Raw genomic sequence first — 20,443 nt, 5'->3', positions numbered from 1 at the left:
GCGATTCCTGTGCCCGGGCGCGGAACCGACAAACGCCGGGCTTGCCCCCTTCGGGGCAGCCCGGCGTCGGTCGTACGGGTCAGGACCGCGCGTCGCTGACCGCCTGCTTGCTCTGGTCCTTGGCGTCCTGCGCCGAGGACTGGGCCTGCTGCTTGGTGGTCTGCGCGGCGTCGGCGGCGGTCTCCTTGACCTGGCCGACCGCCTGCTGCACCGTGCCCGAGACGTCGTCCTTCATCTCGGCCGCGACGTCCTTGACCTTGTCGGTCAGGTCGCCGCTGTGCTCCTTCAGCTGCTGGCCGGCCCGCTTCTCCGCGTCGGTGACGGGGATCAGCGTGGCGGCGAGCATGCCGACACCGAAGGCGATGATGCCCGCGGCGAGCGGGTTGCCCTGCGTCTGCTGGGCCACCGCCTGCGGCGCGCCCCGCACCGCGTCGGCGGCGCTGTGGGCCTTGTCGCCGGCGGCGTCGGTCAGGTTCGACGCCTTGTCCTGCACCGTGCCCAGGGCCGAGGAGGCCTTGTCCTGCACGGTACCGGCGGCCGACGAGGCCTTGTCCTGCACGGTGCCCGCGGCGTTGCCCGCCGAGTGCCTCGCGTGCTCCGAGCTACCCATGACCTTCTCCTTCACGGCGCTCCAGCGACGCTGGGCGGCCTTGGTAGGGCTGGTCTTCTCCGCCAGCAGATCCACGTGGCGGGTCATGGAGGCGCGCGTCGCCTCGATGTCCTGCCTCAACCGGTCGGGTTCTTCAGCCATTGCGCGTCCTCCTTGAGGGTGTCGACGGTGCGCCGCGGGGTCGGGTCCACGGTCTTGAGCTTCTTGCGGCCGTTGCTGTAGAGCACCGCGCCGACGATCCCCCAGAGCACCGCGACGATCAGTGCGGCCCAGCCGGGATCCATGACGTTGCTGAGGGCGGCCACCAGCGCGAAGCTGAGCAGCACCAGCACCAGGTAACCGGCGAAGGCGGCGGCGCCGAGCATCCCGGCGGCCTTGCCGGCCTTGCCGGCCTCCTCCTTCAGCTCGACCTTGGCCAGCTCCACCTCCTGGCGGAACAGCGTGGACAGGTCGTTGCTGATGTTGCCGATCAGCTCACCGACGGAGGTCTCGCCGACCTCTTCGGCGTGGTCACGTGAGTGACCGGTGGGGTAGGGCGCGGTCATCGCGTGCCGCCCGGGTAATCCCGTGTGGTCCCGGCGACGTACTCCTCCTCGACGACGACCGGCGTGCCGGTGCCCGTCGAGGCGTACTCGGTGGTGGCCGCCGGGTAGCCGGTGGTCGTGTTGACCGCAGGGTCCACGTAGCCGGTCGTCCCGGTCGTGTAACCGGTCGTGGCCGGGGTGGTGTAGCCGGTGTCGTAGGTGCCGGGGTTGGACACGAACGAGTCGCTGGCGGGCTTGTCCGACGACAGGTCGTCGGCCTTGGCCACGCCCTTGCCGAGCCGGGCCACCACGAAGCCGGCGGCCAGCGCACCCGCCAGGAACGCGCCGGGACGACGCCGGGCGAAGTCCTGGACCTCACGCAGCACGCCCTCGGGCCCGTTGGTCTCCAGGTAACCGGCGAGCTGCCGGCCGCTGTCGGCGACGCGGGAGACGATCTGGGTCGCGGGCGAGTCGGAACGGTCGCCGCGCATCTCCTCGAGGTGGTCCGCCATCTCGCGGATGCTGCCGACGAGCTTGTCGTTCTGCGTACGGGCCTGCTCGCTGACCTTGCCGCGGACCTCGGAGGCCACGTTGCGGACCTGGGTCTTGGCCTCGGAGCCGACCCGCTGGGCCTGCTGCGTGGCGGTGTCCTTGACGTCGCTGGCGGCCTGACCTGCGGCCTGGGCGCTCTGACCGGCGGCCTGCTTCACCGCCGACTGGTCGCCGCCCGAGGAGTCCTGACCGGTCGCCGGGTACGTCTCGGCGGGGTAGGTCGTCTCGGGATATGTCGTCGCCGCGTAGGTCTCGGTGACCGGGGCGTCGGCGAGGGGGGTGGTGTCCGGCGCGCGGGCGCCCGCAGACGGGTCACTCATTGCTGCCTCCATCGTGGTTCGTTCGTCCGTTGGTGCTTCGCGATATTGGTTACCCGCAGTCGCCTCGGCTAACGCGTAAAAATGCCAGACAATGAGCTGAATTCTTTCCGCATAGATCCGTTTCCAGCGGGTACTCACCTAGACCCCCTTTTCCTACAGCGCCCATCGGTTTACCATGCTGTGGACGATCGAGACCGGTCAGTGCCGCAGAGGAGCACCCTGATGGACGACATGCTGGACGAGGCCACCTACGACCGGCGCCGGCTGGCCCAGTGGCGGGCCGGTGAGGCAGCCGGCTTCTCCCGCCGGGACCTGCTCAAACTCACCGCCGCGGCGGGCGCGGGCCTGGCCGGGGTGACGGCCACCGGCACCGCCGCCGCCGCTGCGGCACCCGGGCCGATCCGCAAGCCACTGCCCCCGGAGCTGTTCACCGTGCTGGGCACCAACGCCGAGACGCGCTGGTCCGCGCTGGCCGATCAGGGCTATCTGGTGCCCATCGACCGTTTTTTCGTCCGCAACCACACCAGCACGCCGATCATCGATGCAGCGGATTGGCAGCTGCGCGTCTTCGGCGCCGGACTACGGCACGGACCGGTCACATTAAGGTATGACGAATTGCGCCGGCTGCCGAGCGAAACGGTCACCGTAACGGTGGAATGCGCCGGCAACGGCCGCAGCTACTTCACCACCCAGCAGGGTCAGTCGGTCTCGGGCACGGCTTGGAAGCTCGGCGGCGTCGGCGTAGCCCGCTGGCGCGGCGTACGGCTGTCCACCGTGCTGCGCCGCGCCGGCCTGAGCCGCCACGCGGTGGACGTGCTGCCGGCCGGGCTCGATGCGAACTTCGTCAGTGGCGGAGTGGACCTCGGCCCGGTCCGCCGGCCGCTGCCGGTGCGCAAGGCACTGCACGACGTGCTGCTGGCGTACGAGATGAACGGCGAACCGCTGCCGGCCGACCACGGCCACCCGGTACGCCTGATCGTGCCGGGCTGGATCGGCATCGCCTCGATCAAGTGGCTGGGCAGCATCGAGGTCAGCGACGTCCCGCTGTTCTCACCCTGGAACACCCGGTTCTACCGGCTGTTCGGCCCGGACCACCCGACCGAGGGCGAGCCCTTCGACCGCCAGGTGGTCAAGAGCGCCTTCGAGCTCGACCCGGGCGCGCAGGTGCCCGCGGGCCGGCACGTGCGGCTGCGCGGCCGCTCGTGGTCGGCGGCCGGGGCGATCCGGCACGTGGACGTCAGCACGGACGGCGGCGGGACCTGGCGCCGCGCGCGCCGGGTCGGCGGCAGTGAGGGCGCGGCCTGGCAGCGCTGGGAGCTGGACTGGCGGCCGGCCGCGGGCGCGCACGAACTGCTGGCCCGGGCGACCGACGTCCGCGGCAACACCCAGCCGGACGTGGCGGAGTACAACGAACTGGGCTACCTGTTCGACGCCGTGGTCCGGCACCCCGTGGTGGCCGCCTGACCGCTCAGCCGTGCCAGGTGCGCCACAGGGCCGCGTACGTGCCGTCCGCCGCGACCAGTTCGTCGTGCGTGCCCAGCTCCACCAGCCGTCCACCGTCCATGACCGCCACCCGGTCGGCGTCGTGCGCGGTCTGCAACCGGTGGGCGATGGCGATCACCGTACGGTCGTGCAGCACCGCGGCCAGGGACCGTTCCGCGTCCCGGGCCGTCGTCGGGTCGAGCAGCGCCGTCGCCTCGTCCAGCACCACCGTGTGCGGGTCGGCCAGCACCACCCGGGCCAGCGCCAGCTGCTGGGCCTGCGCCCCGTCGAGGACGAAGCCGTCCCCGCCGAGGCGGGTGTCCAGGCCGTCGGGCAGGTCGCGGACCCAGTCCGCGCCGACGATGGCCAGGGCCGAGCGCAGGTCGTCGTCGGACGCGTCGGGGGCGGCCAGGGTCAGGTTGTCGCGGACCGCGTCGCGGAACACGTGGTGCTCCTGGGTGACCAGTACGACCTGGCGGCGCAGCAGGCTCGGCGGCAGCTCGGCGATCGGCACCCCGCCGACCGTCAGCGTGCCGGACCGGGGGCGGTCGACGCCGGCGAGCAGCCGGCCGAGGGTGGACTTGCCGGCGCCGGACCGGCCGACCAGGGCGAGCCGCTCCCCCGGGCGCACGGTCAGGTCCACGCCGCGCAGCACGTCGCGGCCGCCGTCGTAGGCGTACCGCACGCCGCGCGCCTCGATCCGGTCCCCGGCGGGGGCGCGGCGTTCGGTGACCACCGCCCGCGGGATCACCGCCAGCCCCTCGACCCGCGCGAACGACGCCCCGCTGCTCTGCAGCTGCTCCAGCCAGATGAGGATCGCGTCCAGCGGCACGGCGAGCTGGCGCAGATAGAGCGCGGTCGCCGCGACGGCACCCAGTGACAGCAGCCCGTTGACGTACAGGGTGCCGCCGACGAGCAGCACGGCCACCACCGGCACCACGTACGAGACGTCCACCGCGGGGAACAGCACGCTGCGCAGGAACAGGGTGCGCAGCCGGGTCCGCCGGGCCCGGGTGATCGCGGCGTCGCCCACCGCCCGGCGGCGTTGCTGCAGGCTCAGGGCCTCGACGGTACGGGTGCCGGCGATCGTCGAGGCCAGTTCGTCGGCCAGCGCGGAACCGGCCGCCCCCTCGTCCAGGTAGGCCGCCGGGGCCCGGCGCAGGTACCACCGGGTCGCCAGCGGGATGGCCGACAGCCCGGCCAGCGCCACCACACCGAGCAACGGGTCGAGCAGGAAGACGGCGACGATGACGAACAGGGCCTGCGCGGAGGCGATGAGCACCTCGGGGATCGCGTCGCGCAGCGTCACGGCGACCGTGCTGACATCGCCGGTTCCCCGGGCGGCGAGGTCGCCGGTGGGCACCCGTTCCACCACGGAGGCGGGCAGGGCCAGGGCCCGGTCGACGAACCGTTCGCGGACCCGGGCCGCGGTGCGCTCGCCGAAGCGGTAACCGACGGCCAGCGCCGAGCGGGCCAGCAGGGTCTGCGCGACCGTGCACAGCAGGATCGCGCCGGCCAGGCGGTCGACGGCGTGCACGGAGGCGTGGCCGGTCAGCACCGTGTCGACGATGCGGCCCAGCAGCCACGGGCCGGCCAGCCCGGCGATCGCCGCGAGGGCGTTGAGCGCGACCATCAGCACGACGGCCCGCCGGTCGTCGCGGATCAGCCGGATCGCGGCCCGGCGGACGTGGGCCCCGCCGGCGACCGGCAGGGTGGTCACCGCACGACCTCCGGCGTCGCGGCCTCCCCCGCCACCCGGGTGACCAGCGCGCGGTAGCCCGGCTCGGTGTCCAGCAGGGCGCGGTGCGTCCCGGTGGCCGCCAGCCGGCCGTCGACCAGGTAGTGCACGATGTCGGCCCGGTCCAGCAGCGCCGGCGAGGTCGTCGCCACCAGCGTGGTCCGGCCGGCCCGGGCGAAGGTCAGGCGTTGCGCGATGGCGGCCTCGGTGTGGGCGTCCACGGCCGAGGTGGGCTCCACGGCGAGCAGGATCTCCGGGTCGGCGTACAGGGCGCGGGCGAGCCGGATGCGCTGGCGCTGGCCGCCGGAGAGGTTGCGGCCCTGGGTGTCGACGATCGACGCGGTGCCCTCGCCGAGACCGTCCACGATGTCACTCGCCACGGCCGCGGTCAGCGCCCGGATCACGGCCGCGTCGTCCACCGGCGACCGGCCCGCGACGATCTCCCCCAACGTGCCGGTGAACAGGTACGCCTCGTTGTCCGCGACCAGGATCCGGTCCCGGACCGCGATCCCGTCGACCCGCATCGCGTCCCAGGTCGCCCGGGTCGGCCCGTAGCGGCCGAGCCGGTCCACCACGGCGGCGGCGTCGGCGGGCCGGGCGCTGGCCAGCACGGTGAACCGGCCCGGCACCAGCACCACACCGGACTCGGGATCGCGCAGCACCGCCGGGCCGTCGGGGCCGGGCCGGGCCGGTTCCGGATCGGCCGGCAGGCGCAGGAAACCGACCACCCGGCCCCCGGCGACCAGCGCGCGGCTGATGTCGAACCCGCCCTCGATGAAGAAGGCGACCGGCACGACGAGCACGGCCGCGTACCCCCAGACCGCGACCAGTTCCCCCACGGTGATCTGGCCCAGGGCGGCCATCCGCGCGGCCAGCCAGATCACCACGGCCAGGAACAGCGCCGGCAGGCCGACGCCGAGCGCCTGGATCCAGCTGGTCACCGCGCCGACCAGGTAGCCCTCCTCGGCGACCCGCTGCGAGTCGCGCCGGTAGCGGCGGGCGTAGGCCTCCTTGCCGCCGAGGCCGTTGAGGATGCGCAGGCCGGACATGATGTCGACGAGCCGGTCGGCGAGCGCGCCCTGGTGATCCCGGTAGCGGGCGCCGGCCCGCTGCAGCCGGCTGAGCATCGGGCCGACCACGATGGCCAGCACCGGCACGCCCGCGAGCACCACGACCGCCAGCAGCGGCGAGATCTTCAGCAGCAGCACGGCCACCACGACGTAGGCGACCACGGCGCCGAGGCCGGGCCCGGTCACCGTGAGGGCCTGGGCCAGCACCCAGACGTCGGCGATGCCGATGGTGACGATCTCGCCGGCGCCGATGCGCCGCGGCAGCGCGGCGCCGAGCCGGGTGGCGTGCGCGATGACGGCCCGCACGGTGCGGAAACCGCCGTCGAGCCGGATCTTGGTCATGGTGCGGTGCCGCAGGATGGCCAGCAGCGCGTTGACCGCGCCGACCACGAAGAGCACGGCCACCCAGCCGGCCAGCGCGGGCAGATCGCGCCGCTGCAGGCCGCGGTCGATGGCCTGGGAGAGCAGGTACGGCGGGAGCGTCAGCCCCACCATCCACAGCGACCCGAGCACCGCGCCGGCGGTGATCCGCAGCTTCTGGCGCCGTACGAGCCACCACAGGTACGGCAGCGGACCACGCACGTCGGCAACCGCGTGTCCTGCTTCCGTCACACGTTGCACCTTAGAGCAGCAGCGATCATCGGCGGGAGCCCGAATTCGGGCGATGTTCACGGCCCGGTTAGTCTCCGGGCGTGACTGCCTTCGCACCCCCGCTGATCTGCGCCGAACGCGTCATCGGGGGCCGCCCGCACGACTTCTCGCGCCGGGTGACGGTGATGGCGATCGTGAACCGCACCCCGGACTCGTTCCACGACCGGGGCCGCACGTTCGCCCTGGAGAAGGCGGCCGAGGCGGTGCGCACCGCGGCGGACGCGGGGGCGGACTGGATCGACATCGGCGGGGTGCCGTTCGCGCCCGGGCCCGAGGTCAGCGCGGCCGAGGAACTCAACCGGGTGCTGCCGGTCGTCGAGGCGGCGCGCGGGCTGGCCGTGGTCTCGGTCGACACGTACCGGCCGGAGGTGGCCCGGGAGGTCATCGCCGCGGGCGCGGGCGTCATCAACGACACCTCGGGCCTGCGCGACCCGGCGATGGCCGACGCGGTGGCGGGCACGGCCGCGTCCCTGGTGATCACCCACAGCCTGGCGGCGCCGCGCACCCTGCACCCGAGCCCGCAGTACGCCGACGTGACCGCGGAGGTGTCCGGCTTCCTGCGCGAGCGGGTGGCCCTGGCCCTGTCCCGCGGTGTCCGCCCGGACCAGATCATCATCGACCCGGGCCACGACCTGAACAAGAACACCCACCACTCCCTGGAGCTGACCCGGCGGCTCAGCGAGATCACGGCGATCGGCTACCCGACCCTGGCGGCGCTGAGCAACAAGGACTTCATCGGCGAGACCCTGGACCGCCCGCAGCAGGACCGCCTGGTGGGCACGGTCGCGGCGGTGACCTTCTGCGTGACACAGGGCGCCCGGATCGTCCGGGTCCACGACGTACGCGCGGCGGTGGACGCGGTCCGGATGACCGAGGCGATGCTCGGATTGCGCGCCCCGGCCTACGTCCGCCACAACATCTAGCGTCCTCCAGAGCTCGAGTCTGGTCGAGACCGATCCGGTGAGCGGCTCGACGCGCTGGCATCCGTTCCCGCCGGACACTAACCGGCGACCGCCGCCCGGACCGCCGGGGCGATCTCCTCGGCCCAGCGGCCCAGGGACATCTCGTCGGCCGGGCCGTGGCCGGCCGCGAAGAGGGTGAAGCCCGACGCGCCGTGCTCCAGCACCGCCCCGGTGAGCTCGTCGATCCACTGTTGCACCGAGCCGCCCAGCCAGCGCCCGGCGTCGTCGCGGGTGGCCCGCAGCGGGTGGTCGGTGATGGCCCCGGGCAGGTTGAAGACCGTGCGGATCTCGCGCGGATCGCGGCCCGCCGCGGCCGCGGCCTCGTCGATGACCGGGCGTGAGCTCCGGTAGCGGCCGCTGAGCCAGTCCGCCGCGTGCCCGGGGATCCAGCCGTCGGCGACCCGCCCGGTCGCGGCCAGTGACTTCGGGCCGACCGAACCGGTCCACACCGGTGGGGCGGGCACCGGTGCCGGTTCCAGCTCGTGCACCCGGTAGTGCGGGCCGTCGTGGGTGACCGGCGGACCGCCGCCGGAGAGCTTCCTGATCAGGACGATCGCCTCCTCGAACGCGTCGACGGCGGCCCCCGGGGACAGCGGTGGCACGCCGAGCTGCGTGATCCGGTCCCACAGGCCGCCGGCGCCGATGCCGAGTACGACGCGCCCTTCGGAGAGCGCCGCCAGCGACGTCACCGTGCGGGCCAGCATGGGAGCCGGCCGGGTCGGCAGGTTGGTCACGTTGGCCAGGGCGGCGAGCCGCTCGGTGCGACCGAGGATGAAGCCGACCGCGGCGTACGCGTCCAGGCGGGCGCCGAAGTAGGGGTGGTCGGACAGTGAGACGAGGTCGAGCCCGGCCCGGTCGGCCTGCCGGGCCGCCCGCACCAGGGCGGGTCCGTCGTGGATGCCGTGGTGGGCGCCGAAACCGAAGACGACCCGGGGTACGGACATGGCCCTGCCTCCCCAACCGACAATAGTTCGTGTGACGAACTGTATTAGTTCGTGTAACGAACTGCAATCTCCGGCTCCAGGAAGATCTCGGGCACCCGGTTGTCCCGCACGACCGCGCCGAGCAGACCGGCCAGGGCGTCGCGTTCGGCCGCGCCCAGCCCGGCGGCCAGCTGCTCCACCCGGCGACAGGTCTCGGCATAGAAATCCGCCGCCAGCCGGCTGCCGTGCGGGGTCAGCGCGACCCGCACCGCCCTCGTGTCGCGCGGGTCCGGCTCGCGCCTGACCAGGCCGTTGCGTTCGGTGCGGTCGACCAGGCCGGTGAGGCTCGACTTGGCCAGCGCCAGCATCGCGGTCAGCTCGCCCATCCCGCGCGGGCCGGCCATCAGCACACACAGCAGCTGCCCCTGCTGCGGGGTGAGGCCGTGCTCGCGCCCCGATTCGGCGTACACCGCATTGACCAGGAACGTGGCGCGCACCAGGGCGGTCACCACCGACATCCGGCCGTCGTCCGTACTGTCCACCGCACCAGTGTAGGACTGGTAATTCGTGGGACGAACTATTCGGGCGCCGGCCCGAGCCAGTCCTTCTTCTCGTTGTGGACGCCGATCAGCTCGGTCATCCACGGCTCGCGGGCCACGGCGTCCGGCCCGATGATCTGCAGCACCCCCAGCACGGTGAGCAGCATGCCGGACGCCAGGAAGCCGCGGGCCTCATCCTCGTCCGCGCCGGTCAGCTCCCGGACCGTGCGGTAGATCCGGCCGAAGCAGGCGCGCACCGTGGGCCCGAGCGCCGGATCGGCCCCGGCGGCGAAGGCGTGCAACAGCATCGTGAGCAGGTCCCGCTCGGCCAGCAGATCGTCGTAGGCGATGCCCAGGCTCTCCAGATCGGCCTGCTCGGCGGCGGCCCGGCGGAAGCGCTGCTCGACGCGGCCGGTGGCGTGCTCGGCGGCGGCCAGGAACAGCGCCTGCTTCGTGCCGAAGAGCCGGATCACGTACGGCTGCGAGACGCCGGCCAGCCGGGCCACCTGGTCGGTGGTGGTGCCGGCGTAGCCGCCGCGGGCGAAGGCGGTGACTGCAGCGGCCACCAGCTGCTCGTGGCGTTCCTCGGCAGTGAGACGGGTCCTGGTCACGTTGACAGGTTATCAGTTGATAACTACGGTGGCCTCAGCTAGTTATCAGTGAATAACAACTAGGGAGATCCGATGTCCACCCAAGCGGCTGCACCCGGCCGGTCCCGCCCTCTCGCCGCGGTCCTGGCCGCCGTCGGCATCCCGGTTTTCATGGTCACGCTGGACAACCTGGTGGTCACCACGGCCCTGCCGGTGATCCGCGCGGATCTGGGCGCCTCCGTCACCGACCTGCAGTGGTTCGTCAACGCGTACACGCTGCCGTTCGCCGCCTTCCTGCTCACCGCCGCCGCCATCGGCGACCGGATCGGCCGCCGCCGGATGTTCGTGGGCGGCATCGTGCTGTTCACGCTCGCGTCGGCCGCCGCGGCGCTGAGCACCGAGTCGTGGATGCTGACCGCGTCCCGCGCGGTGCAGGGACTGGGCGGCGCCGCAGTCGCCCCGCTGTCGCTGACCCTGCTGGCCCAGGCGGTCCCGGACCGGCTGCGCAGCGCGGCGGTCGGGATCTGGGGTGGCATCAGCGGCCTCGGGGTCGCGGTCGGCCCGGTGGTCGGCGGCGCGGTGGTCGAGGGCCTCGACTGGTCCTGGATCTTCTGGCTGAACGTGCCGGTCGGCGTCGTGGCCGTGGTGCTGGCCACCACCGTGCTGCGTGAGTCGCGCGGCGGGGCGGTCCGGCTCGACCCGCTCGGCCTGCTGCTCTCCGCCACCGGCATGCTGCTGCTGGTCTGGGGCGTGGTGGACGGCCCGGATCACGGCTGGTCCTCGGTCCGCGTGCTGTCCATGCTGGGCGGTGGGGCCGTGCTGCTCACCGCGTTCGTCGCCTGGCAGCGCCGCAACAGCGCGCCGATGCTGCCGCTGTCACTGTTCCGCTCGCGCGGTTTCACGCTGGTCAACATCGTCACGCTGACCTTCTCGGCCGGCACCTTCGGCGCGGTCTTCCTGCTGGCCCAGTTCTTCCAGGTGGTGCAGGGCCTCAGCCCGCTGGACGCGGGCATCCGCACGCTGCCCTGGACGATGGCGCCGATGGTGGTGGCCCCGCTGGCCGGCATCTTCGCCGACCGCCTCGGCGTCCGGAACCTGATCGTGGCGGGGCAGGCGCTGCTGGCCGCGGGCATCCTGTGGATCGCGCTGGCCAGCACGACCGACGTGAGCTACGGCGACCTGGTGATCGCGTTCGCGCTCAGCGGTGTCGGGATGGGACTGACCTTCGCACCGATCAGCACCATGGCGCTGGCCAGCGTCACCGCCCGCGAGCGCGGCGTCGCCTCGGGAGCGAACAACACCATCCGCGAGCTCGGGGTGGCCGTCGGCATCGCGGTGCTGGCCTCCATCTTCAGCTCCACCGGCGACTACACCAGCCGCCAGGCCTTCGTCGACGGGCTGGTTCCCGCGGTCGTCGTCGGCGCCTGCATCGTCGCGGTCGGTGCCATCGTCGCGCTGTGGCTGCCCAGCCGCCCGGCACCCGTGGCCGACGAGGTGCCGCCGAGCGTGCCGGAGGCCGTCCCGGCGCTTCAGCACTGACCGCTCCGCCGGCTGCGCCGGGGTCCGATCGTGGGCTCCGGCGCAGCCACGCGTCTTCTTGCGGTGCGAAATCGCGAATGTTTCAGAATTCGGTCCAACTATTGCGGGAGTGTGTCGTGCGCTGTCACGATGACCGTCGATCCGACATCCCCCTCCACCCCTAGGTCGGATCGGATCGGAGCATCCCCGTGCCCGTCTCCCGCCGTACCCTGCTGTCCACGATGGCCGCCGGCTCCGCCGCGGCCGCCTCCCCCGCCCTGTTCACCCGCCCGGCCGGCGCCGCCTCCCCGCCGGGCGACGTCGTCGGCAAGATCACCGTCGGCTACCAGGGCTGGTTCTCCTGCCCCGGCGACGGTGCCCCGATCGGTGGCTGGTGGCACTGGAGCCGCGACCGCTTCCAGCCCCCGTCGCCCGCCAACACCACGATCGTGTCCTGGCCGGACCTCACCGACCTCCGGCACAGCTACCCCACGGCGTACCCGGAGCTGGGCAACGGCCAGAGCGCCCGGCTGTTCTCGTCCTACGACCAGCAGACGGTCGACACGCATTTCCGCTGGATGCGTGACTACGACATCGACACGGCGGCGCTGCAGCGCTTCAACCCGACCGGGGACGAGGGGCCGACCCGCGACGCCATGACGGTCAAGGTCCGCGGCGCGGCCGAGGCGACCGGCCGCAAGTTCTACATCATGTACGACGTCACCGGCTGGACCGCGATGCAGCAGGAGATCAAGAACGACTGGCTGACGAAGATGGCGGCCCACACGGCGTCGCCCGCGTACGCCCGCCAGAACGGCAAGCCGGTCGTCTGCATCTGGGGCTTCGGCTTCGACGACCCCGGCCGTCCGTTCACCCCCGCCCCCTGCCTGGACGTCATCAACTGGTTCAAGGCGCAGGGCTGTTACGTCATCGGCGGGGTGCCGACGTGGTGGCGCCAGGGCATCAACGACTCGCGCCCGGGCTTCGCCGAGGTCTACCACGCCTTCCACATGATCTCGCCGTGGATGGTGGGCCGGGCGGCGACCCCGGCCGACCTGGACTCCTACTACGCCAACGCCAACGTCGGGGACTACGCCGACTGCCAGGCGCACGGGATCGACTACCAGCCCTGCGTGCTGCCGGGCGACCTGTCGTCCGGGCACCGCCGGCACGGCGACTACTACTGGCGCAGTCTCTACAACATGATCCGGCTCGGCTCCCAGGGCCTGTACGTGTCCATGTTCGACGAGTTCAACGAGGGCAACCAGATCGCCAAGACGGCCCCCACGGCGGCGTTCGTGCCGGCCGGTTCGGGCATCCGCGCCCTCGACGAGGACGGCACCGCCTGCTCGGCCGACTACTACCTGCGGATCACCGCCGACGGCGGCCGGATGCTCAAGGGCCGGCTCGCCCTGACCGCGACCCGGCCGACCCCACCGGTCGTCGGCGGCGGGCCGGGCCCCGGCCCGGCGCGCGACCTGGCGGCGGGCCGGCCGACCGCGGCCAGCAGCCACACCCAGGTGTACGGCCCGGGCCACGCCGTCGACGGCAACCCGGACTCCTACTGGGAGAGCGCGAACAACGCCTTCCCGCAGTGGCTGCAAGTCGACCTCGGCGCCGCCACGGCGGTGTCCCGGCTGGTCCTGCGCCTGCCGCCGGGCTGGGAGACGCGCGCCCAGACCGTCGCCGTGCAGGGCAGCACCGACGGCGGCGCGTTCACCACGCTGTCCGCCGCGACGGGGCGTACGTTCAACCCGGCCAGCGGCAACCAGGTGACCGTGACCTTCCCCGGCGCCCCCGTGCGCTACGTCCGCGTCACCGTCACCGGCAACACGGGATGGCCGGCCGGTCAGCTGTCCACGCTGGAGGCGTACGCGGAATAGCCAGGTCCCTGCGGCTTCCATCCTCAGCCGCAGGGGCCGGGGTGGAGGACCGGCGCGCGCTGGCGCCGGCCTCCCACCCTCCCCGGCGATCGACGTCAGTACCGGGGGAAGGACGCCCACTGCTTGACGGCGAAAGCCGCGCCACGGTGGGTCACCTCGAAGGCGCTGTGCCCGCTGATGTGCGCCGGCAGCACCAGCGCGCCGGAGTCGGCGGCCCACCCCAGCAGCCGGCGGCGGCTGGCCCGGGCCTCGGCGGGGTCCTCGCAGAAGCAGCTGTTGTGCTCCGGGTGCAGCAGCTGCAACGGCGTGTGCAGCAGGTCGCCGGCGAACAAGGCCCGGTCACCGCCCGAGCTGAGCTTGATGACGCCGGAGCCGGGAGTGTGCCCGGGCGCCGCCTCCAGACGCAGGTTCGCGTCGATCACGTACGTGTCCTCCCAGAACTGTGCCTGGCCGGACTCGTGGACCGGGACGACGCTGTCGGAGAAGGCGTCGCCGGGCGTCCGGGGCTGGTAGTCGGCGCGGGGCATCACGTAGGTGGCGTTCGGGAACGTCGGCACCCACTGCCCGTCCACCAGCCGGGTGTTCCAGCCGACGTGGTCGGCGTGCAGGTGGGTGTTGACGACGAGGTCGACGTCCTCCGGGCGTACGCCGGCCGCCGCCAGCCGGTCCAGGAAGTCCCGGTCCAGGTGGTCCCACATCGGCACCGACGGGCGGGTCTTGTCGTTGCCGACGCCGGTGTCGACCAGGATCGTGCGGCCCTCGCTGCGCAGCACCCAGGTCTGCATCGCCGCGTGCACCCGGTCGTCGTCGGCCCCGAGGTGGTCGGGCACCAGCAGGTCGCGGTGCTCCTGCCAGGCGTCGGCCGGCAGCTCGGGGAAGAAGGCACTGGGCGCCATGATCGGGCCGTGCATCTCCTCGACGCGGGTCACGATGACGTCGCCGAGTTTGATCTCGTGCATGGTCGCTCCTGAGGGGTTGAGGGCGTGCGGGGTCCGGCGCTCTCGTCGGAGCACCCGCGGGGAGGGGAAAGTCAGTCGTTGACCCGCTCGGCCGGCGCGCTGCGGCTCGTCGCCGTGCTGTGCGCCAGTAACGTCAGCGCCGCCCGGGACGGCGACCCGGGCTCGGTGGTTGCGATCACCAGGGCCTGGTCGTTCTCCGTGCGCAGGGTCTGCTGGGTGACGGTCAGGGCCCCGACCAGCGGGTGGCGCATCTCGTAGACCGCGTCGCCGAGGGCCTTGACCCGGTGGTCGGCCCACATCGCGGCGAAGCGTGCGCTCTTCATCGACAGCTCGCCGACCAGTCCGGCGAACAGCGGGTCGTCCGGGAAGCAGCCGGAGGCCATCCGCAGCGTCCCGACCACGGCGCGGGCCTTGGCCGGCCAGTCGGCGTACAGCTCGCGGGTGTGCTCGTCGAGGAAGACGAGCCGGGCCAGGTTGGGTCGCTGCCGACTGTCGGGGGCGGCGATGTCCAGGTGCCCGGCGAACAGCGCGTGCCCGGCGGCGTTCCACGCCAGCACGTCACTGTGCCGGCCCATCACCACCACCGGTACGTCGCCGAGCGCGGTCACCAGCTGCCGCACCGCGGGCGTGACCCGTTCCGGGGGCCGGCGCCGGGTCGTGCCACCACGGGTTCCGGCGGCCAGTTCCCGCAGGTGCTTGCGTTCGGCGTCGTCGAGCCGCAGGGCCCGGGCGATCGCGTCCAGCACCTCCGGTGAGGCGTTGGACGACTGGCCCTGCTCCAGGCGGGAGTAGTAGGACGCGCTGACCCCCGCCAGCAGTGCCAGCTCCTCGCGGCGCAGGCCCGGCACGCGGCGCCGGTCGCCGTACGTGGCCAGCCCCACGTCCTGCGGCCGGAGCTGCGAGCGGCGGGTCTGCAGGAACTCGCCGAGCTGTCGTTTCGCGTCCATGGCACCGAGTATGGGCAGCGCTCCGGGGGCGCAGCCACACCCTGCCGGTGGGAGGCACGGCGGTGGGATCCGCCGTGCCTCCCGCGCGGACGTCAGCCGACGCTGATCCAGACGTCGTCGAGGCTGCCGTGGAACTGGTCGTTGTTGACGCCCGTGCCCTTGCCGCCGATGCTCAGCGGCTGCGGGGTGACGACCTCCAGCGTCGCCGGCACCGTCGCGCTCGCGCTCTCCTTGTCGTCGACCAGGATGCTCAGCGTGGTGCCGGTCCGCCGGCACTCGATGGTGTGCCAGTCGCCGTCCGCGACGGACGTCTGGCTCTTGGCGACGTGGATGGCCGGGTCGGTCTTGTCGCTCATCACGCAGCTGGGCTTGCCGGAGATGCCGTCGACCTGCAGCTTGTACTGGCCGCCGGCGGTGGAGTAGCCCTTCTGCATGATGTTCTCGCCCGAGGAGGTCTCGGCCGGTGAGAGCAGCACGTCGGCGCCGTACCGCAGGTTCTTGGCCCCGGGGTTCAGGTCCGGCACGTCGGTGGCCTGCAGGACGACCCGGGCGCACGCGGTGCCGGCGCACTTGGCCGGGAAGGCGATGCCCTGGCCGGCGCCGTGCGGGACGGTCCTGACCGCGCCGCCGTTGACCGCCAGCGCCTTGAGCAGGTGACCGTTGCCGGAGCCGTCGTCGAACGTGCCGTCGGTGACGGTGGAGTCGAAGTTGTACGACGCCACGTACGGCGATTCCGGCGCGACCGGCCCCGCCTCGGGCGAGTTCGGGCCCCCGAAGGCGGCGTAACGCTTCTGCGCGGAACCGGCCAGCGTGGTGAAGTCGCCGCCGACGCTGAGCAGCCCGAGCGCCGGGTTCGCGGCCAGGGTCCGGACCCCCACCACCCCGTTGCCCTGCGGCGCCCAGTCGGTCAGGTTGCCCGCGCCGTCCACGGCGGCGAGCTTGACCCGCGGCACGGAACCGTCGGTGCACACGCCCTTGACCCCGTTGTTGGTCGTCGTGCACGCCTTGTCGAAGTGCCCGCCGACGTACGTGGTGCCGTCCAGGGTGGCGATCGCCTGCGCGTCGCCGTCGAAGACCCGAGTCCAGCGGGCCGCGCCGCCGAACGTGTACGCGATGGCCCGGCCGCCCTGGCCGCCGAGCGCGGCGTACACGCCGTTGGCGTCGGCGGTCAGCGCGAACACCTGGGAGACCGGCTTGGGCAGGAAGCTCTTGTCCAGCACCGCGGTGGTGCCGTCGACCGCGGTGAGCCGCAGCGTCGAGCTGACCCCGTTGGTCTTGTGGAACCCGCCGCCGAGGTAGACCCGGTTGCCGTACACGGCCAGCGCGTTGACGGTGTTGTCGGTGGTCGGCGCCCAGCCGTCCAGCGCACCGGTGGCCAGCGAGAACGCCGCCAGGTTGGTCCGCGGCGCCCCGTCGACGGCGGTGAGCCGGCCGGCCACGTAGAGCCGGCCGTTGCCGACCGCGAGGGCGTTGGGCTGGCCCAGCACGCTGTGCTTGAGGGTGGTCGGTTTGCCGGTGCTCGCGTCGACCCCGGCGACGGCGTCGCGGGCCATACCGGCGACCCGGTCGAAGTCGCCGGCGGCGTAGACGGTGGCGCCGTCGACGGCGAGGGCCCGCACGGTGGCGTCGGCCCCGGGGTTCCAGGCCAGCAGGGCACCGGTCCGTGCGTTGTAGGCGGCGAGCCGGGGCCGGGCGACGGACTTGCCACCGACCAGGGCACTGGTGAAGTTGCCGCCGACGTAGACCACGTCGCCGCGGTGGGCGATCGCGTACACCGGGCCGTTGAACGACGGCGACGGCGTCGGTCTGCCCGACACCACCTCGGCGAGGGCGGCGCCGCCCACGGCGACGACGACGGTGGAGACGCCGACGAGGGCGAGCCGGCGTACTACAGATTTCATGCCAATTCGGTTATTACGCACAACGAAAGCTAACGGCGCCCGCGCCCAAAGGACGCGAGCGCCGATCCGGCGATCGGCTCAGATAACCGGCCGAAAGGCTGCAAAAGGTACGGTAATCACCTCTACGGAGTGACGGTGAACGTCCGGCTCGCTCCGGTGAAGGGCCGGATCGCCCCGGTCAGGCTCCGGGCGTCGCCGTGATGCACGATCCGGTACGTGCCCGCGGTCGCGTCCCCCGGCACGGTCCAGGTGATCTGCGCCGTCGAGACGCCGAGGTATTCCCGCTTCCAGCGGTACAGCGTCTGCCACTGCGAGTCGGTGGCCACCGTCTGCCAGGCCCCGCCGACCTGCCGCTGGACCTCGACGTAGGTGCCCCCCGTGCGCACGTTGTTGTTCGGGTGCCCGGTCACGAAGTCGGCCCGCACCGCGGCGCCGCGGGCGTACGCGGCCGCGGGCTGGGTCAGCACGCTGCCGAAGGACCTGCCCAGCGGCGGGGAGTCCAGGACGACGCCCGGCCGCACGCTGATCCTGTTCTGCGGCAGCGCGGGCGGCCGCACAGCGCTGGGCGTGGCCTGCCCGTCGCGCAACGCCGCCGCCAGCCTGGCCAGCTCCTGCGCGTACGCGGACTGCGTGTAGCGGCCGAAGTGGGTCGCCGCGCCCTCGTAGTGCTGCAGGTCGTACTCCTCCGGCGTGGTCACGTAGCCCGCGTACGCGTTGGCGTAGCCGGCCAGGATGTGGCGCGTCGCCACGCCGGTGAGCTGCGCGGCGACCGCGTCCCGGACCCGCTGGCCGGCGACGATGGTGAACTCGCCGGGCGCGGTGGTGACCGCGAGCTGGCCGATCCGCAGCACCTGCAACGGCATGACCTGCGGGGTCCACGGCGGCTGCTGGCTGCCGGTACCCAGGAACACGTCCTTGGGTGCCTGGCAGGCGCGGACCGCGGCCGGCGTCGGGTTGACCACGATGCCGGCCACCAGCAGCAATGGGTTGGTGCTGAGGTCGCCCTCGTCGACGATGTCCGGGCCGGGACCGTCTTCCGCCCCGGCGGTGAAGTTCTGCCCGAGCGCGCCCGGGCAGGTGCGATGAGCCTGCCCGTCCGGGGTGTACGCGCCTGCCACCGGCACGGCGGAGAAGTCGACGTACCGGCCGCGGGCGTCGATCGGGCCGCTCAGCACCTCGGTGGCCCCGTCGAAAAGCTGCCGCGCCTTGTCGGCCTGCAGCTTGCCGATGATCCGGGTGTTGGCGAACTCGTCATCCGTCGGGCCCTGAGCGCCACCGTTGCGCAGGTTGGGTGACATGTCCCCGGCGCTGGTCTGCGCGAAGGCGGCCACGAAGTCGTCGCCGTACCCGCCCCGCTCGATCAGGTGCGCCGCGTAGCCCTTGTTGTCGGCGCTGATCAGATGGTTGTGCTGGGTCATCGAGGTGCCGTGGGTGGCGAAGAAGTTCAGCAGCCCGATCGGCCGGCCTGCTCGAAGCGCAACACCGTCATCCGCGTGTCCACCGCGTCCGGGAACCGCGCCCGGTCGGCGGCGGGGTTGGCCCGGAACGGCTCGATCGAGCGGTTGACGTTCGCCCCGCTCAGGGTGCCCTCGGCGATCTTCACGGTGCCGGGGGCCAGGTCGGCGTGGGCCGCGTCGACCGAGCGGACGATGCCGGCCACGATCGCCTCGAACACCGGGGCCTCGAAGCCGAGGGTGGTCAGGTTGTAGAGGACGTGCTCGTCGAAGCCGCCCGGCCCGGAGTGGGTGTGGGTGGCGGTCAGCACCAGGTTCTGATCGGTGTACGCGGTGCCGTACCGGGCCTGGAGGCGCTTGAGCACCTCCACCTGCACGGCCTGGGTGATGAAGTCGACCTCGGCACTGACGAGAGCGACCCGCTTGCCGGCGCCGTCGGCGACGACGAAGGCCCGGGACCACAGCCGCGACGCGAGGCCCGCGGTGGTCTGGGCGGGGTCGGCGTAACCGAGCATGCCGACCTCGGCGACACCGGCGGTGATGTCGGCGATCCCGGCTCCGACCCGGTAGCCGGCGGGTGCGGGAGCGGCGGCTGCGACGGGCCGGGCGGCGGCGGGCTGGGCCGGGATGAGCAGGAGCAGGACGGCGGCGAGGGCGGTGAACGGACGGGACATGGGCACCTCCGGGGGGACACCGAGGCCGATCGATATTCGCAGATGTTAATCCCTTTCATGTTTTCCGCCGAGGACTGTGGAATACTTCCGAAAACTGCATCCGAAACTTACGAGGAGACGCCAGTGGCCCGCGTGACCATCGCCGCGATCGCCCGCGAAGCCGGAGTCTCGGTACCCACGGTCTCCCGCGTGCTCAACGGCCGCGCCGACGTGTCGCCGCAGACCCGCGAGACCGTGGAGAACCTGCTCAAGCAGCACGGATACCGGCGGCGGGCCTCCCGCCAGCAGGCCGGCAAGGCGGCTCTGGTCGACCTGGTCTTCAACGACCTGGACAGTCCGTGGGCGGTCGAGCTCATCCGCGGCGTCGAGGACGTCATGCACACCTCCGGGGTCGGCACGGTGGTCTCGGCGGTCCACCGCCGCAGCACCGCGACCCGGCAATGGCTGCAGAACCTCTACGCGCGGGCCTCCGACGGCGTGATTTTCGTAACATCCGACGTGAGCACGCCGGTCTACGCGGAGCTGCAGCGGCTGAACATCCCGGTCGTGGTGATCGACCCGGCCGGCGGCGCCATGGTCGACGTGCCCACCATCGGGGCGACCAACTGGGCCGGTGGCCTGTCGGCGACCCAGCACCTGGTGCAGCTCGGCCACCGCCGGGTCGGCTTCGTCGCCGGCCCGAAGAACCTGCTGTGCAGCCGGGCCCGGCTGGACGGCTACCGGGCCGGCCTGGAGGCCGCCGGGCTCACCCCGGACGAGAGCCTGATCCGCCAGGGCGACTTCCTCTACGACTCGGGCTTCGCCGGGGGCGCGTCGCTGCTGGCCATGGCCGACCCGCCGACCGCGATCTTCGCCTCCAGCGACACCATGGCGCTGGGCGTGCACGAGGCGGCCCGGCAGCGCGGCATGCGGGTGCCGGATGACCTGAGCGTGGTCGGCTTCGACGACCTGCCGGAGGCGCGCTGGGCGTCCCCGCCGCTGACCACGGTCCGCCAGCCGCTGGCCGAGATGGGCGGGCTCGCCGCCCGCAGCATCCTGCGGCTGGCCCGCGGCGAGGAGATCCAGGCGCCCCGCATCGAGCTGGCCACCGAGCTCATCGTCCGCGACAGCACCCGCCCGCCGCGCGGTTGACCGGCCGTTAGGGTG

General features: G+C 72.8%; 17 protein-coding genes and 1 pseudogene. 5 read left to right on the top strand and 13 right to left on the bottom strand.

Going from position 1 to position 20,443, the window contains the following annotated elements; translation table 11 throughout:
- Positions 1 to 79: 79 nt before the first annotated feature.
- From Aau02nite_RS17025 to Aau02nite_RS17015, 3 genes are read right to left on the bottom strand one after another with little or no spacing between them, the layout of a single operon-like run.
- Positions 80 to 751, bottom strand: a complete 672-nt coding sequence (locus Aau02nite_RS17025; RefSeq protein ID WP_212989395.1) for a DUF3618 domain-containing protein — start codon at positions 749 to 751, stop codon at positions 80 to 82.
- A complete protein-coding gene (locus Aau02nite_RS17020; RefSeq protein ID WP_212989394.1) occupies positions 727 to 1,155 on the bottom strand; it encodes a phage holin family protein in 429 nt (142 codons plus the stop codon). Before Aau02nite_RS17020 ends, Aau02nite_RS17025 begins: the two co-directional genes overlap by 25 nt.
- On the bottom strand, positions 1,152 to 2,006 hold the full coding sequence (locus Aau02nite_RS17015; protein WP_212989393.1) for a hypothetical protein: 855 nt from the start codon (positions 2,004 to 2,006) through the stop codon (positions 1,152 to 1,154). The genes Aau02nite_RS17020 and Aau02nite_RS17015 overlap by 4 nt, the downstream gene beginning before the upstream one ends.
- Before the next feature lie 222 nt (positions 2,007 to 2,228).
- On the opposite strand from Aau02nite_RS17015, the gene Aau02nite_RS17010 reads away from it, so the two are divergent.
- Positions 2,229 to 3,470 (top strand): sulfite oxidase, encoded by a 1,242-nt coding sequence (locus Aau02nite_RS17010; protein ID WP_212989392.1) that lies wholly within the window; start codon positions 2,229 to 2,231, stop codon positions 3,468 to 3,470.
- Positions 3,471 to 3,474: 4 nt separating this feature from the next.
- On the opposite strand, the gene Aau02nite_RS17005 is transcribed toward Aau02nite_RS17010, so the two are convergent.
- Together Aau02nite_RS17005 and Aau02nite_RS17000 are read right to left on the bottom strand one after the other, a co-directional pair.
- Entirely contained in the window at positions 3,475 to 5,208 is a 1,734-nt protein-coding gene (locus Aau02nite_RS17005) for an ABC transporter ATP-binding protein (RefSeq protein WP_246595209.1), read from the bottom strand.
- Entirely contained in the window at positions 5,205 to 6,824 is a 1,620-nt protein-coding gene (locus Aau02nite_RS17000) for an ABC transporter transmembrane domain-containing protein (protein ID WP_212989555.1), read from the bottom strand. Before Aau02nite_RS17000 ends, Aau02nite_RS17005 begins: the two co-directional genes overlap by 4 nt.
- Positions 6,825 to 7,072: 248 nt before the next feature.
- On the opposite strand from Aau02nite_RS17000, the gene folP reads away from it, so the two are divergent.
- A complete protein-coding gene (folP, locus tag Aau02nite_RS16995; protein WP_212989554.1) occupies positions 7,073 to 7,870 on the top strand; it encodes a dihydropteroate synthase in 798 nt (265 codons plus the stop codon).
- 77 nt (positions 7,871 to 7,947) lie between these two features.
- Here folP and Aau02nite_RS16990 read toward each other — a convergent pair whose 3' ends face one another.
- Genes Aau02nite_RS16990 through Aau02nite_RS16980 form a run of 3 tightly spaced genes read right to left on the bottom strand, consistent with a single transcriptional unit; the run spans position 7,948 to position 9,982 of the window.
- On the bottom strand, positions 7,948 to 8,853 hold the full coding sequence (locus tag Aau02nite_RS16990) for an LLM class flavin-dependent oxidoreductase (protein ID WP_212989391.1): 906 nt from the start codon (positions 8,851 to 8,853) through the stop codon (positions 7,948 to 7,950).
- 44 nt (positions 8,854 to 8,897) lie between these two features.
- Positions 8,898 to 9,374, bottom strand: a complete 477-nt coding sequence (locus tag Aau02nite_RS16985; protein ID WP_212989390.1) for a MarR family winged helix-turn-helix transcriptional regulator — start codon at positions 9,372 to 9,374, stop codon at positions 8,898 to 8,900.
- Between the two features lie 35 nt (positions 9,375 to 9,409).
- Positions 9,410 to 9,982 carry a TetR/AcrR family transcriptional regulator gene (locus Aau02nite_RS16980; protein ID WP_212989389.1) on the bottom strand — a complete coding sequence of 191 codons (573 nt, stop codon included), beginning with the start codon at positions 9,980 to 9,982 and terminating at the stop codon, positions 9,410 to 9,412.
- A 72-nt stretch (positions 9,983 to 10,054) separates the two neighbouring features.
- Here Aau02nite_RS16980 and Aau02nite_RS16975 point away from each other — a divergent pair, with 72 nt between their 5' ends.
- Together Aau02nite_RS16975 and Aau02nite_RS16970 are read left to right on the top strand one after the other, a co-directional pair.
- Positions 10,055 to 11,500, top strand: coding sequence for an MFS transporter (locus Aau02nite_RS16975; RefSeq protein WP_212989388.1), 1,446 nt, complete (start codon positions 10,055 to 10,057; stop codon positions 11,498 to 11,500).
- Between the two features lie 188 nt (positions 11,501 to 11,688).
- The gene (locus Aau02nite_RS16970; RefSeq protein WP_246595207.1) at positions 11,689 to 13,362 is read left to right on the top strand and encodes a glycoside hydrolase family 99 protein; all 1,674 of its coding nucleotides are present in this window, start codon (positions 11,689 to 11,691) and stop codon (positions 13,360 to 13,362) included.
- A gap of 95 nt (positions 13,363 to 13,457) precedes the next feature.
- On the opposite strand, the gene Aau02nite_RS16965 is transcribed toward Aau02nite_RS16970, so the two are convergent.
- The 5 genes and pseudogenes from Aau02nite_RS16965 to Aau02nite_RS16950 all read right to left on the bottom strand — a co-directional run.
- Positions 13,458 to 14,321, bottom strand: a complete 864-nt coding sequence (locus tag Aau02nite_RS16965; protein WP_212989387.1) for an MBL fold metallo-hydrolase — start codon at positions 14,319 to 14,321, stop codon at positions 13,458 to 13,460.
- Positions 14,322 to 14,392: 71 nt separating this feature from the next.
- On the bottom strand, positions 14,393 to 15,268 hold the full coding sequence (locus tag Aau02nite_RS16960) for a helix-turn-helix domain-containing protein (protein ID WP_212989386.1): 876 nt from the start codon (positions 15,266 to 15,268) through the stop codon (positions 14,393 to 14,395).
- A gap of 92 nt (positions 15,269 to 15,360) precedes the next feature.
- On the bottom strand, positions 15,361 to 17,169 hold the full coding sequence (locus tag Aau02nite_RS16955; RefSeq protein ID WP_212989385.1) for a LamG domain-containing protein: 1,809 nt from the start codon (positions 17,167 to 17,169) through the stop codon (positions 15,361 to 15,363).
- A 122-nt stretch (positions 17,170 to 17,291) separates the two neighbouring features.
- Positions 17,292 to 17,867, bottom strand: a complete 576-nt coding sequence (locus Aau02nite_RS46475) for a neutral/alkaline non-lysosomal ceramidase C-terminal domain-containing protein (protein WP_281420994.1) — start codon at positions 17,865 to 17,867, stop codon at positions 17,292 to 17,294.
- A pseudogene (locus Aau02nite_RS16950) lies at positions 17,841 to 19,138 on the bottom strand (neutral/alkaline non-lysosomal ceramidase N-terminal domain-containing protein); the annotation flags it as partial. The gene Aau02nite_RS46475 and the pseudogene Aau02nite_RS16950, both read right to left, overlap by 27 nt.
- Positions 19,139 to 19,420: 282 nt before the next feature.
- Between Aau02nite_RS16950 and Aau02nite_RS16945 the strand changes: the two are divergent.
- Positions 19,421 to 20,428: a LacI family DNA-binding transcriptional regulator gene (locus tag Aau02nite_RS16945; RefSeq protein WP_246595206.1), complete on the top strand. Its 1,008-nt coding sequence runs from the start codon at positions 19,421 to 19,423 to the stop codon at positions 20,426 to 20,428.
- The last annotated feature ends 15 nt before the right edge of the window (positions 20,429 to 20,443 follow it).

This window comes from Actinoplanes auranticolor, from assembly GCF_018332655.1.
Lineage (GTDB): Bacteria > Actinomycetota > Actinomycetes > Mycobacteriales > Micromonosporaceae > Actinoplanes > Actinoplanes auranticolor.
Note: the sequence above shows the minus strand (reverse complement) of the source record. Positions and strands in the feature narration are given on the sequence as shown.

What these genes read in the sequence shown, in the direction of transcription:
- Aau02nite_RS16960 (WP_212989386.1), bottom strand. Translation starts at nt 15,268, where the DNA reads ATGGACGCGAAACGACAGCTCGGCGAGTTCCTGCAGACCCGCCGCTCG.
- Aau02nite_RS17025 (WP_212989395.1), bottom strand. Translation starts at nt 751, where the DNA reads ATGGCTGAAGAACCCGACCGGTTGAGGCAGGACATCGAGGCGACGCGC.
- folP (WP_212989554.1), top strand. Translation starts at nt 7,073, where the DNA reads ATGGCGATCGTGAACCGCACCCCGGACTCGTTCCACGACCGGGGCCGC.
- Aau02nite_RS16975 (WP_212989388.1), top strand. Translation starts at nt 10,055, where the DNA reads ATGTCCACCCAAGCGGCTGCACCCGGCCGGTCCCGCCCTCTCGCCGCG.
- Aau02nite_RS17020 (WP_212989394.1), bottom strand. Translation starts at nt 1,155, where the DNA reads ATGACCGCGCCCTACCCCACCGGTCACTCACGTGACCACGCCGAAGAG.
- Aau02nite_RS16965 (WP_212989387.1), bottom strand. Translation starts at nt 14,321, where the DNA reads ATGCACGAGATCAAACTCGGCGACGTCATCGTGACCCGCGTCGAGGAG.
- Aau02nite_RS17010 (WP_212989392.1), top strand. Translation starts at nt 2,229, where the DNA reads ATGGACGACATGCTGGACGAGGCCACCTACGACCGGCGCCGGCTGGCC.
- Aau02nite_RS16955 (WP_212989385.1), bottom strand. Translation starts at nt 17,169, where the DNA reads ATGAAATCTGTAGTACGCCGGCTCGCCCTCGTCGGCGTCTCCACCGTC.
- Aau02nite_RS16990 (WP_212989391.1), bottom strand. Translation starts at nt 8,853, where the DNA reads ATGTCCGTACCCCGGGTCGTCTTCGGTTTCGGCGCCCACCACGGCATC.
- Aau02nite_RS17015 (WP_212989393.1), bottom strand. Translation starts at nt 2,006, where the DNA reads ATGAGTGACCCGTCTGCGGGCGCCCGCGCGCCGGACACCACCCCCCTC.